10 protein-coding genes and 6 tRNA genes are annotated in these 12,753 nt (G+C 51.9%); 9 read left to right on the top strand and 7 right to left on the bottom strand.

Features of this window, described 5'->3' with window-relative positions:
* The first annotated feature begins 131 nt into the window (after positions 1-131).
* Positions 132-1,124: an L-glyceraldehyde 3-phosphate reductase gene (gene mgrA / locus K2184_RS06940; RefSeq protein ID WP_163525168.1), complete on the top strand. Its 993-nt coding sequence runs from the start codon at positions 132-134 to the stop codon at positions 1,122-1,124.
* Positions 1,125-1,254: 130 nt separating this feature from the next.
* Positions 1,255-1,602 carry a DUF2502 domain-containing protein gene (locus tag K2184_RS06935; RefSeq protein ID WP_004104306.1) on the top strand — a complete coding sequence of 116 codons (348 nt, stop codon included), beginning with the start codon at positions 1,255-1,257 and terminating at the stop codon, positions 1,600-1,602.
* A gap of 42 nt (positions 1,603-1,644) precedes the next feature.
* Here the strand turns inward: K2184_RS06935 and K2184_RS06930 are convergent, their stop codons facing one another.
* Entirely contained in the window at positions 1,645-2,880 is a 1,236-nt protein-coding gene (locus tag K2184_RS06930; protein ID WP_004114311.1) for an Nramp family divalent metal transporter, read from the bottom strand.
* A gap of 346 nt (positions 2,881-3,226) precedes the next feature.
* Between K2184_RS06930 and K2184_RS06925 the strand changes: the two genes are divergently transcribed.
* On the top strand, positions 3,227-4,429 hold the full coding sequence (locus tag K2184_RS06925) for a NupC/NupG family nucleoside CNT transporter (RefSeq protein WP_004104312.1): 1,203 nt from the start codon (positions 3,227-3,229) through the stop codon (positions 4,427-4,429).
* A gap of 42 nt (positions 4,430-4,471) precedes the next feature.
* Here K2184_RS06925 and K2184_RS06920 read toward each other — a convergent pair whose 3' ends face one another.
* The 3 genes from K2184_RS06920 to K2184_RS06910 form a co-directional block, all read right to left on the bottom strand.
* Entirely contained in the window at positions 4,472-6,652 is a 2,181-nt protein-coding gene (locus K2184_RS06920) for an EAL domain-containing protein (protein WP_047720813.1), read from the bottom strand.
* A gap of 197 nt (positions 6,653-6,849) precedes the next feature.
* Positions 6,850-6,925: transfer RNA gene (locus K2184_RS06915), tRNA-Ala, on the bottom strand.
* Positions 6,926-6,966: 41 nt separating this feature from the next.
* Positions 6,967-7,042 (bottom strand) — tRNA-Ala (locus K2184_RS06910).
* A gap of 219 nt (positions 7,043-7,261) precedes the next feature.
* Between K2184_RS06910 and K2184_RS06905 the strand changes: the two genes are divergently transcribed.
* Both K2184_RS06905 and K2184_RS06900 read left to right on the top strand, forming a co-directional pair.
* Positions 7,262-7,615 (top strand): YfeC-like transcriptional regulator, encoded by a 354-nt coding sequence (locus tag K2184_RS06905; protein WP_004104315.1) that lies wholly within the window; start codon positions 7,262-7,264, stop codon positions 7,613-7,615.
* Between the two features lie 4 nt (positions 7,616-7,619).
* On the top strand, positions 7,620-8,012 hold the full coding sequence (locus tag K2184_RS06900; protein ID WP_163525166.1) for a YfeC-like transcriptional regulator: 393 nt from the start codon (positions 7,620-7,622) through the stop codon (positions 8,010-8,012).
* Positions 8,013-8,072: 60 nt separating this feature from the next.
* Here K2184_RS06900 and gltX read toward each other — a convergent pair whose 3' ends face one another.
* The gene (gltX, locus tag K2184_RS06895) at positions 8,073-9,491 is read right to left on the bottom strand and encodes a glutamate--tRNA ligase (protein ID WP_004104317.1); all 1,419 of its coding nucleotides are present in this window, start codon (positions 9,489-9,491) and stop codon (positions 8,073-8,075) included.
* Between the two features lie 259 nt (positions 9,492-9,750).
* On the opposite strand from gltX, the gene K2184_RS06890 reads away from it, so the two are divergent.
* From K2184_RS06890 to K2184_RS06875, 4 genes are all read left to right on the top strand, one after another.
* A tRNA-Val gene (locus K2184_RS06890) sits at positions 9,751-9,826 on the top strand.
* A 44-nt stretch (positions 9,827-9,870) separates the two neighbouring features.
* Positions 9,871-9,946 (top strand) — tRNA-Val (locus K2184_RS06885).
* Between the two features lie 48 nt (positions 9,947-9,994).
* A tRNA-Val gene (locus K2184_RS06880) sits at positions 9,995-10,070 on the top strand.
* A gap of 4 nt (positions 10,071-10,074) precedes the next feature.
* A tRNA-Lys gene (locus K2184_RS06875) sits at positions 10,075-10,150 on the top strand.
* Positions 10,151-10,466: 316 nt separating this feature from the next.
* On the opposite strand, the gene K2184_RS06870 is transcribed toward K2184_RS06875, so the two are convergent.
* Together K2184_RS06870 and K2184_RS06865 are read right to left on the bottom strand one after the other, a co-directional pair.
* Positions 10,467-11,351 (bottom strand): LysR family transcriptional regulator, encoded by an 885-nt coding sequence (locus K2184_RS06870; protein ID WP_004104318.1) that lies wholly within the window; start codon positions 11,349-11,351, stop codon positions 10,467-10,469.
* A 98-nt stretch (positions 11,352-11,449) separates the two neighbouring features.
* Complete coding sequence (locus tag K2184_RS06865; RefSeq protein WP_004104319.1) at positions 11,450-12,706, bottom strand: nucleoside permease; 1,257 nt, start codon at positions 12,704-12,706, stop codon at positions 11,450-11,452.
* Positions 12,707-12,753: the final 47 nt, after the last annotated feature.

The following is a 12,753-nucleotide window of genomic DNA, read 5'->3' as shown; positions in this document are numbered from 1 at the left end:
AGTTGCGCTGTCCAGATTGCACTCAACAAAGACGGTGGAAAGCAAAATTTACGCGTTCCGGGAGTATACTCGCCGGCAAACATTCTTTAGTGTAAACGTATACACAACCCTGTTTTAAGTGCGGAGGAAGTATGGTTTACCAGGCAAACACCACGCGATATCAAACGATGGAATACCGCCGTTGCGGTCATAGCGGGCTAAAGCTACCGGCACTTTCTCTTGGGCTTTGGCATAATTTCGGCGACGAAACGCGGGTGGAAACCAGCCGTCAGCTTCTGCGTCACGCATTCGATCTCGGCATCACCCATTTCGACCTGGCCAACAACTACGGGCCACCGCCGGGTTCCGCGGAGAGCAATTTTGGTCGCATCCTGAAAGAGGACTTTTTGCCCTATCGCGATGAACTGATTATCTCCAGTAAAGCCGGTTACACCATGTGGGACGGCCCCTATGGCGACTGGGGCTCACGCAAATATCTGATTGCCAGCCTCGACCAAAGCCTTAAACGAATGGGCCTCGACTATGTCGATATTTTCTACCACCACCGTCCCGATCCTGAAACGCCGCTGCAGGAAACCATGCGCGCGCTGGACCATCTCGTCCGCCAGGGGAAGGCCCTGTACGTTGGATTATCGAATTATCCTCTCGAACAGGCCCGGGAAGCCGTCAATATTCTTAACGAGCTGGGCACACCGTGTCTGATTCATCAGCCTAAATATTCCATGTTCGAACGCTGGGTCGAGGGGGGTTTACTCGATTTCCTGCAGAGCGCAGGGGTGGGAAGTATAGCGTTTTCACCGCTTGCCGGCGGCCAGTTAACTAACCGTTATCTGCATGGCATTCCGGCGGATTCCCGCGCCGCCAGCGGCAGTCAATTCCTGCAACCGGATCAGCTTACCGAAAGCAAACTGGAAAAGATTCGTCAACTTGACGCAGTGGCCGAAGCCCGCGGGCAGAAGCTCTCGCAGATGGCCCTGGCCTGGGTGCTGCGCGACGAGAAAGTGACTTCGGTATTGATTGGCGCCAGCAAAACCACGCAGCTCGACGATGCGATTGGCATGCTGGGAAACCGCCGTTTCACCGCCGAAGAACAGGCAACGATTGACGCAATCCTTGCGGTGTAAATTCATTTTTACTTTAGCAAAAAGTGCTCTCACTGGCGATTTAGGAGTTCCTCCGATGCGACGGGGCTTTACTGCCCCGTAATATCGGGTTAACAGGCCGACAACGGCCCCGATCGTGAAGGAGAAGAGTATGTTCAGGTCACTGATTTTGGCTGCAGTGCTTCTGGCTTCAGCGCCATTGGTTGCTAACGCTGGTGAAATCACCCTGTTGCCATCAATAAAATTACAAATTGGCGATCGCGACAATTATGGTAACTACTGGGACGGTGGCGGCTGGCGCGACCGTGATTACTGGCGTAAACACTATGAATGGCGCGATAACCGCTGGCGTCGTCACGATAACGGCTGGCATCGCGGCTGGGATAAAGGTAAAGCCTACGAACGCGGCTATCGCGAAGGCTGGAAAGATCGCGACGACCGACGCGGCGGCTGGGGACGAGGCCATGGCGGCCGCGGCCATGGTCACGGGCATCATTAATCGCAAAAGGGAGCCATCCGGCTCCCTTTTTTAATTACCTGCTTAACCGACCAGCGTTCCAACAATCAGCCAGCCGTTGAGCACCACAACCACCGCGACAATCGCCCACCCCAGCACTTTCACCCACCGGGAATTAACCAGATCCCCCATCAGCCGCGCATTGCTGGTAAAGATGAGCAGCGGCACCAGCGCCAGGGCGATACCGAAGCTCAGCAAGACCTGGCTCATCACCAGAATACGCGTCGGATCAAGCCCCATCAAAATCACAATGAATGAAGGCAGCATGGTAATGGCCCGACGAAACCACAGCGGGATATGAAAGCGAATAAAACCCTGCATTACGACCTGCCCCGCCAGGGTGCCTACAACCGTGGAGGATAAACCGGCGGCGACCAGGCTCAGCCCAAAGATGGTGGCTGCCGCGTGGCTCAACAACGGCTCCAGCGTCAGATAGGCCTGATCGAGATCGGCAACGCCGGTGTGGCCATTGAAATGGAAGGCCGCGGCGGCGGTCGCCATCATGGCCAGGTTAACAAAACCTGCGATTGTCATAGCGATGGCAACATCCCAGCGCGTGGCGTTATAGCGCTCTTTGCGCGTCCCCCCGTGCAGGTGCTGAGTGAGCGACGAGTGTAAATAGATAACATGCGGCATGATGGTCGCCCCCAATACCCCGGCGGCAAGGAATACCGCTTCGCTGGTTGGCAGAGACGGTACGAGCATGCCTTTCGCCAGCGGCGCCAGCGCCGGCTGGGAGAAGATAAGTTCAACGACATAAGCCGCCGCAACAAACAGCAGCAGTCCGCCGATGACTTTTTCCAGCGGTTTTTGTCCGCGGCGCTGTAGCATCAGGATCAGGAACGTCGCGATCCCCGTCAATACCGCGCCCTGCAGCAATGACACGCCGAGCACCAGCTTAAATCCAATGGCTGCGCCAATAAACTCTGCAAGGTCGGTCGCCATAGCGATAATTTCCGCCTGCACCCAGTAAAACCACACCACCGGACGCGGGTAGTGGTCGCGAATTTGCTCTGCCAGATTTTTACCGGTAGCGATACCCAGCTTCGCCGACATCACCTGAATCAGCATCGCCATCAGATTTGCCCACACGACCACCCATAGCAGTTGGTAGCCAAAGCTGGCGCCGGCCTGGATGTTAGTCGCGAAATTACCCGGATCGATATAGCCAATGGCAGCAATGAACGCAGGCCCCATCAGGGCGAGCTTAATCTTGCGCGCTGCGCGACCGCTGCTATTCTCAACGCGACTGTTTGTCATTTTCTGCCTCTGGAAATATAGCCTTTGCTATGTTTTATGCTATCAAAATGCGAATGATTATCAAGTTCATTTGGAGCGATGATAATGATTGCTGTGATAGGGGGGAACGATAGCAGGTCAGTAACTTAAAACCGGGGAACTGATAAATTCTCTTAATCAGTCATCAGAATAGTACAACAGCGCAACTTTTAAAACTTTTACGTAACATAACAAAAATGCATGGTTGATCACTATTTTTGCCATTAGTCACATATCCTTGCAATAGTGTGTGCTGGCTCTCGTTTTCTTTGCGCTTGTTACATAGAATGTGCACAGAAATTTAACCTGCCTCATATTTGGAGCAAATATGGACCGCGTCTTGCACTTTATTCTCGCGATCGTAGTGGTGGCTATTCTGGCCCTGTTGGTCAGCCACAACCGTAAGCAGATTCGTATTCGTTATGTCATTCAGCTGCTTGTCATTGAAGTGCTGCTGGCCTGGTTCTTCCTGAACTCTGACATTGGTCTGGGTTTTGTGAAGGGCTTCTCCGAGATGTTCGAAAAACTCCTCGGCTTTGCCAATGAAGGGACAAACTTTGTCTTCGGCAACATGAACGACAAAGGCCTGGCTTTCTTCTTCCTGAAAGTTCTGTGCCCTATCGTCTTCATTTCCGCGCTGATTGGTATTTTGCAGCATATTCGTATTCTGCCTATCGTCATTCGCGCGATCGGAACCGTACTGTCCAAAATCAACGGTATGGGCAAGCTGGAATCCTTTAACGCAGTCAGCTCGCTGATTCTGGGTCAGTCTGAAAACTTCATCGCGTATAAAGATATTCTTGGCAAAATGTCCCGCAACCGCATGTACACCATGGCTGCGACCGCGATGTCTACGGTATCCATGTCTATCGTAGGTGCGTACATGACCATGCTGCAGCCGAAATACGTTGTTGCGGCGCTGGTACTCAACATGTTCAGTACCTTTATCGTTCTGTCGCTGATTAACCCGTATCGCGTTGACGAAAGCGAAGAAAATCTGCAGATGTCTAATCTGCATGAAGGCCAAAGCTTCTTCGAAATGCTGGGTGAATATATCCTGGCGGGCTTTAAGGTGGCGATTATCGTGGCCGCCATGCTGATTGGCTTTATTGCCCTGATCTCCGCGCTGAACGCCCTGTTCGCCACCGTTACCGGCTGGTTTGGCTATAGCATCTCCTTCCAGGGGATCCTCGGCTATATCTTCTATCCGGTGGCGTGGGTCATGGGCGTACCGGCAGGCGAAGCGCTGCAGGTAGGTAGTATTATGGCAACCAAGCTGGTTTCTAACGAATTCGTCGCCATGATGGATCTGCAGAAAGTGGCCGCCACGCTCTCACCGCGTGCGGAAGGTATCATCTCTATCTTCCTGGTCTCCTTCGCTAACTTCTCATCTATCGGCATTATCGCTGGCGCAATTAAAGGCCTGAACGAAGAGCAAGGTAACGTGGTTTCTCGCTTCGGCCTGAAGCTGGTTTACGGTTCCACTCTGGTGAGCGTGCTTTCTGCGTCTATCGCCGCGCTGGTACTGTAATCCCTCTTCGCTAGAGAGAAAGCCGGGCAAGTCCCGGCTTTTTTACGTCCGCAGCTCGCTCAGCGGCTGCGGTTTACCTACCAGATACCCCTGGAGGTAATCGACCCCTAGCTGAAGAAGTTTTTCCCGCTGCTCCGACGTTTCAACGTATTCCGCCACCACCTTCATCTTTTTAACCTTAGCCATTTCGATAATCGATTTGACCATAATGGCGTCCAGCGGATCGGTTTCGATATCCCGCACGAAGCAACCGTCAATTTTTAAAATATCGGCCTGCAGGCTTTTCAGCCGCTCATAGTTAGCGTAGCCGGTGCCAAAATCATCGATAGCGATAGCGCAGCCGAATTCTCGCAGCTGCTGTATGTTATACATACTGGTTTCCACATCGGAAAACGCCTGCTCTTCGGTGACTTCAATCGTTATCGCCTCCGCCGACAGGTTATAGCGTTTAAAAAGCGAGATAATTTGCGTTGCGCTATCCTTTTGCATCAGCGTATAGGGCAGCAGATTCACGGAGAAGTGCTGCCCTTGATGGTGCCTGAGCGAGCTGAACAGCGTTTCCAGTACCTGCATATCAAAGCGCTGGCTCAGATTAAACTGCGCGATCGGCGGAATAAACTTATCGGGCGTAATGATGTTATTACCGCAGCGCATACGGCAAAGAACTTCGTAGTATCCCTTTCCTGCGGCATCGCGGATGGGTTGGGCATACAGTACCAGACCGCGCTCGTTAAGCGCCTGCTTAATCTGCGCCAGCAGCCGGACCTGTTCGCTTGTTTGATCGGAAATCTGTTCCTGAGCGGCGTCAAGCGCTAACACGCGACGAGCCGCGCCGGCCTGCTCCGATAGCCAGCTAAGCTGACCAAGCATCGGGTGAATATCCGATTCGGTACCGCTATAGCCTCCCCACGATGCGCCAAACTCGAGATCCAACGTCTGGTTGTTCCAGCTAAACTTTTTATGGTTAAGCGTGGAAACGATATGATTTAAACGCGCCTCAGGTTCAGGGCCGTTTAGCACCAGCAATAGCTCACTACCGGGAAGCTGAAAAATCCGCTCTCCCTGAGACAATAGCGGCTGTAGCTTACAGGCGATTTGCCGTTTGCTCTCAACCCTCATCATCATGCCGTAATGGCGGCTAAGGAAATCCAGATTCTGTATTCGCAGGCTGCTTATAGCAACCGCGGGGTTACGCTGCAGATGACTCTCCAGCGCACGCAAATTGGGCAAACCGGTTAGCGGATCTTCTTCCGCCTGGTCTCGCCATCTGAACTTCATTCTTTCACTGCGCGCGTAGATATCCGCCATATAAAACAGACAGATAGTGAAACAAATTAGCACCGAAAGCACAAATGACAGGGAATATTCAGTTTGTACCCCATGCAAAAAATTCTGGTTATAGGCCACGAGTAAAAATGCTGAAACGGACCACGAAATGCGAATCAGCGTATGCGCCAGACGACTAATACCAATAAAGTACAAAATGAAAATAAGAGGAACTAAATAACCAGCAATAAAAACAGAATCATAAGGCGTACATAGCACCAGTAATATTGCCGCCAGCGCTACAAACCAGTACAGCGTAAATACTCGCTGCTCGCGCACTTGCCATGAATGACAAAGATTGCGCCAGAATACTCGCGCATATCGCGGACTGATAATCATCCGCAACGGATAATAAAAGAAGGTCGTAAAAATTAACGCAGCGCTAATCAGGCTCTGTATATCGATAACGGTGTAGATAACCGACATATTGCCGAAATAGCTGGAAATCGCCAGCGGAAACGAAAAGAAGCGCCCCGCCAGATACATTGTGATCTTGAGCAGAATTGGCGCGAAGAAACCGCCCCAGAAAACCCTCACGCCCATATGTTTCGCCGTCAGCCCGGCGCGCCAGCGCCTTCCAAGCTGATAACGGACAATAGCGCAGGAAAGGAATACCGAGAAGAGCTGGCAAAAAAGCAGGATGACCGCCTGAGTGAAGGTCAGATCGATTATCCAGGCATTGGTAATCGCAAACGCGATTACCAATGGAGCAACGGCATAGCGGCCAAAAATAAAAAGCACAGCATACATTAAGCTCAACGGCAGCCATGCCAGATAAATTTGATTTCCGTCAATAATAGTTTGAGGAGAAATAAATCTGGACAGCGGAATGGCTATAAAGCAGACCAGAAGGGCCAGCAGAGTTTTTTTGATCTTAATGTTAAAATGATCAATCATTATTGTTAATTAAAACTCCTGCGGCAACAAATATATTTAGGCAGCAAATATTATGTTGCTTAATAAAGGCAGGCAAGATTTTAAATAGTGAAAAAATCTGAAATTACTTAACGCGGAGATTTACTGACTTATTCAGAAAGTACTTTACATTTCCCTGATAAAAACAAAAACCCCCGCCGCAGCGAGGGTTCGGAATTTGGTGGAGCTAAGCGGGATCGAACCGCTGACCTCTTGCATGCCATGCAAGCGCTCTCCCAGCTGAGCTATAGCCCCACATGACCTCTTTACGAACCAAATCTGCTGGGTGCAGGATTTGGTGGAGCTAAGCGGGATCGAACCGCTGACCTCTTGCATGCCATGCAAGCGCTCTCCCAGCTGAGCTATAGCCCCGTAACGTAAAGCGTGTCGTGTTGACGGGCGGCATAATATGAATTCCTTCGTCAGGTGTCAACGGCAAAATGAATCCCCGCAATTTGATCGCTGAAAAAGCAGGCAAACGGCTGACATTGCGAGCCTTATCGCAGCCAGAAGCTAAACATGTCACTCTTTCCTGTAAAAGGATGCTATAACATGTGCAACTAATTCCCACATATTTACTCAGGAAATAGTATGCTCAAGGAACGAATGACACCTGAAGAAATAGCGCATCTGACTGGCTTCAGTCGGCAAACCATAAACAAATGGGTACGTAAAGAGGGGTGGCAAACCTCCCCGCGCCCCGGCGTTCAGGGCGGTAAAGCGCGCCTCGTACATGTCAATGAGCAGGTTCGCGAATTCATACGCAGCGCGCAGCGCGTGGCCGAAAACCCGGTCCCCTACTCCGCAACGGATAACGAACTGGAATCTCTGCTTCTTACGCTGTGCAAAGAGATGACGCCGGGTGAGCAAAAGTTGCTGATGTCGCTGCTGTTGCGTGAAGGGATCACCGGATTACTCAACCGACTGGGTATCCGCGATCGGTGAAAGCATGATGAAACTTAAAGATAAAATGACGCCAGCGGAGCTCGCCGAGAGTCTTAACCTCGCCCGACAAACCATTAACCGCTGGGCCAGAGAACAAAAATGGCGGACGGAACCGATACCCGGAGTCAAAGGGGGGCGCGCTCGTCTTATCGTTATCGACAAGCAGGTTATCGATTTCCTCGCCAATATTCCGGCGCTACGGCATCTGGCGATAGATAATCAGCTGGCTGAACAGCCCGTCAAATACTTTGTGAATGATGCTGACGCCATATGGCGGCAGATTGTCGAAACCATGCACCTGATGACCCCGACCGAACAGTTACACCTGCGCGATCTTCTTGCGCGCGAGGGGATTAGCGGATTTCTCTCCCGGCTTGGTATTACTGATGCAAAGTAGCAGGCAAAAAAAACGGCGGGGTTAGCTATCCCCACCGTTTTGCAATGTCTGTTTCAAGTATCAGGATTGTTGGCTTTCGCGTTCAGCAATAAAGGCCAGCGCCTTATTGATACGTTCTACGCTACGGGATTTGCCAATCGCATGCACGGTCACATCAAGCGCCGGAGACTGGCCTGCGCCGGTTACGGCAACTCGCAGCGGCATCCCGACTTTGCCCATCCCGACTTCCAGTTCATCAGCCGTCGCCTGAATCGCGTGATGAACATTTTCCGCAGTCCAGTCACTGATAGCGGCTAATTTATCGCGTACCACTTCCAGCGGCTGACGAGCAACAGGGCGCAGGTGCTTTTTCGCCGCATCGGCATCAAACTCGGCAAAATCTTCATAGAAATAACGGCAGCTCGCCGCCATCTCTTTCAGCGTTTTGCAGCGTTCGCCCAGCAGCTTAACCAGCTCAGCCAGCTGCGGGCCGTTACGGGTATCGATATTTTCCTGCTCAATGTGCCACTGTAAATGCGTTGCCACATATTCCGGGGCCAGCGAGTTGATATAGTGATGGTTCAGCCACTGCAGTTTTTCGGTGTTGAACGCGCTCGCAGATTTGCTCACCGCTCCCAGGCTAAACAGCTTAATCATCTCTTCACGAGAGAAAATTTCCTGGTCGCCGCTGGACCATCCCAGACGCACCAGATAGTTCAGCAGCGCTTCCGGCAGGTAGCCGTCGTCGCGATACTGCATAACGCTGACCGCGCCGTGACGCTTGGATAATTTTTTACCGTCATCGCCGTTAATCATCGAAACGTGGGCGTAAACCGGCACAGGCGCATTCAGCGCTTTCAGGATGTTAATCTGGCGCGGTGTATTGTTGATATGGTCTTCACCACGAATAACGTGGGTGATTTCCATATCCCAGTCGTCAACCACGACGCAGAAGTTATAGGTTGGAGAACCATCGGTACGGCGAATAATCAGATCGTCCAGCTCATGGTTGCTGAATTCGATCGGACCGCGGATCTGGTCGTCAAAAACAACGGACCCCTCTTCCGGGTTGGCAAAACGAACAACGCAAGGTTCATCATCAGCATGATGTTCGTGGCCATGGCGGCAGCGACCGTCATAACGTGGCTTTTCGCCTTTTGCCATTTGTTCTTCACGCAGCGCTTCCAGACGCTCTTTAGAGCAATAGCATTTATAGGCCGTGCCCGCTTCCAGCATTTCATCAATGACGGCGTTATAGCGATCAAAACGCTTGGTCTGGAAGTACGGACCCTCATCCCATTCCAGGCTCAGCCAGTTCATACCATCCATGATGGCTTCAATGGCCTCCGGCGTGGAGCGCTCAAGATCGGTATCTTCAATACGCAGCACAAACTCACCGCCGTGGTTACGTGCAAAAAGCCAGGAATAGAGAGCAGTACGCGCGCCGCCAACGTGCAGATAGCCTGTCGGGCTGGGCGCGAAGCGAGTTTTGATTTTCATGAAGTGGCCTTACGTTTGATAAAGGTGCCGACACGCGGCAGTGTTCGTTGGATTTTATGGAGGAATATTCTAACACCGTGGGCTGATTCCTCAATGTTGTTACCGTTTCAACGTCAAGCTTTACCCTTTTTGTTTATAAATCATGCGTCATAGATGACATTGCGATCGTTTTGTTTAATTTTACGACGAACAAACAAATTATTTAGAAAAGGCGTTGACTCATTTTCAACTCTCCCTATAATGCGACTCCACACAGCGGGGGTGATTAGCTCAGCTGGGAGAGCACCTCCCTTACAAGGAGGGGGTCGGCGGTTCGAACCCGTCATCACCCACCAACTACTTTACGTAGTCTCCGCCGTGTAGCAAGAAATTGAGAAGTGGGTGATTAGCTCAGCTGGGAGAGCACCTCCCTTACAAGGAGGGGGTCGGCGGTTCGATCCCGTCATCACCCACCACTTTCTCGCCAGCTGGATTTCTTGTCATAAAATGTGAAGTACCGAAGTGGGTGATTAGCTCAGCTGGGAGAGCACCTCCCTTACAAGGAGGGGGTCGGCGGTTCGATCCCGTCATCACCCACCACTTAGGGTCGTTAGCTCAGTTGGTAGAGCAGTTGACTTTTAATCAATTGGTCGCAGGTTCGAATCCTGCACGACCCACCAATGCAAAAAAGCGCCCTAAAGGCGCTTTTTTGCTATCTGCGATTCAAAAGATTCGAACCTGCTGCAGGTTCGAGTCGACAAAATTGTCGGGAACAATTTTGTACAACGCGTAGCGTTGCCCGAAGGGCGAGTCTCAGGATGAGACGAGTAGCGAAGAGAGACAACGGAGCCGCCTGCGGCGACGGCCCGAAGGGCAAGCGAAGCGAGTCATCCTGCACGACCCACCAATGCAAAAAAGCGCCCTAAAGGCGCTTTTTTGCTATCTGCAATATACGAAACCGGCACAGGCCTTCATCTTGCTATCCGGCACTGACCATCAATTCACCAGCGCCGCTACCAGCTTCTCCAGCGCGGGCGTCGCCTGTTGTTGGTCATAGACAATATACAAGTCAGCGGGTATGCGCTCTTCCAGCGGACGAAACACAACGCCCGGCCAGGTCATTTGCGCATAGCTATCGGCAATGAGCGTAATACCAATTCCCATGCTGACCATAGCCAGTACCGTTTGCGGCTCCATCACTTCACGGATAATCATCGGCAAGAATCCGGCACTCTGACAGACGCGCTGCAAAAACGTCCAGTCGGTATGTATTGAAGGCATCGTAACAAAATATTCGTTACGCAGCGCCGCAAGCGGGATCGCCTCAAGCATCGCCAGCGGATGCTCCTCCGGCATGGCCACCAGAAAAGAGGACTCGTGCAAACGCAGGCTGGTAAATCCTGGCGTAGGCGCTGTCGCCATCCGCCACACGCCGGCATCCAGCTCCCGTCGCTCCAGCATCGCCATCTGCATGGCGGGCATGTTCTCGCGGAAAAGCACCTCTACGTTAGGGTTCTCTTTCAAAAAACGCCGCATTACCGGGCGCATTTTCCCCCACATCGCCGTACCTATCACGCCCAGTTCTACCCTCCCCGCCTCACCCCGGCCAATCTGCTCAACTCGCGCCAGCGCCTGATTGGCGCTGGAAAGCAGGCGGCGGGACTCCTCCATCAGAATTTTTCCAGCATGGGTCAACGCCACGCTACGAGAGTGGCGAACAAACAGCAGCGTACCGAGCTGCTGCTCCAGCTCCTTGATGTGGATACTAAGCGGCGGTTGCGACATGTTCAGACGGGCAGCCGCACGACCAAAATGCAGCTCTTCTGCAACAGCCAGAAAATAGCGCAATAATTTCAGATCGATACGATGCGTGCGTTCCATGGGACATGCGCTCCTGAGGCGAAGGATAATGCGCAAAGTTACCACACTGCATCCTGGAAAATGAAACGGCGGAGTATAAACTCCGCCGCTGAAGAAGATTAATGCGTCAGCGCTTTGTTGATAAGTTTCTCAGGCTCATGTTGATAGCGGAAGAACAGGGCAAAAATAACCGCCAGCAGTAATGAATAGGCGGCGAACACCAGCCAGATAGTCTGCCAGTCTTTTACGCCATCAATAGAGAAGTAATCAACGGCCATACCGCTCAGAACTGAACCAACCCATGCTCCAATGCCGTTCACCATGGTCATAAATAGGCCCTGGGCGCTGGCGCGAATATTGGCACTGACCTCCTGCTCAACAAATACCGATCCAGAAATATTAAAGAAGTCGAATGCGCAGCCGTAAACAATCATCGACATCAGCAGCAACACAAAACCGAACGGAGAGGGATCGCCAAAAGCGAAAAGGCCAAAGCGCAGCGTCCATGCCAGCATACTCATCAGCATGACTGTTTTGATGCCAAAGCGTTTAAGAAAGAACGGTATGGTGAGGATGAAAGCGACCTCCGCCATCTGCGACACCGAAAGCAAAATTGAGGGATAACGTACGACAAAGCTGTCGGCAAACTCCGGATTGCGGGCAAAATCATGCAGGAAAGGATTACCGAAGACGTTAGTTATTTGCAGTACCGCTCCCAGCATCATCGCAAAAAAGAAGAAAATGGCCATCCGCGGATTTTTAAATAACACAAAGGCATCCAGCCCCAGCCGGCTGGCCAGGGTGGTTCCGGCTTTCTTCTCGACGACAGGAATTTTCGGTAACGTAAATGCATAAATCGCCAGTAATAGCGACGCGGCAGAGGCGATATATAGCTGTGCGCTGCTTAACTCCAGCCCCATCAGGCTCACCGTCCACATTGCGGCAATAAAACCGAGAGTGCCAAAAACGCGAATGGGAGGAAACGCGGTCGCCGGATCCTGGCCGGACTGCGACAGACATGAATAGCAGACGCTGTTAGACAAGGAGATAGTGGGCATGTAGACCATCGCGTTAATGAGCATCACCCAGAACATCGTATCCGGATCGGTCACGGTCGTCGCATAAAGAAGCACTCCCGCGCCAACCAAATGGCAGAACATATAGGCCCGTTCTGCACGAAGCCATTTATCAGCAATGATCCCCATGATGCCGGGCATGATAATGGCCGCCAGCCCCTTAGAGCTATACACCATGCCGACGTTTGCGCCGGTGAAATGCAGCGTATTGATCATGTAAGAACCCAGGGTGACCAGCCAGCTTCCCCAGATAAAATATTGCAAAAACGACATGAGCTTTAAGCGAGAAGCGATACCCATTTTTTCCGTTCCTTGCCATTAAAGTAAGACCCCGCAAGCGGGGTCAA

Source organism: Klebsiella sp. K5-306 (genome assembly GCF_051835185.1).
GTDB lineage: Bacteria > Pseudomonadota > Gammaproteobacteria > Enterobacterales > Enterobacteriaceae > Klebsiella > Klebsiella oxytoca.
Note: the sequence above shows the minus strand (reverse complement) of the source record. Positions and strands in the feature narration are given on the sequence as shown.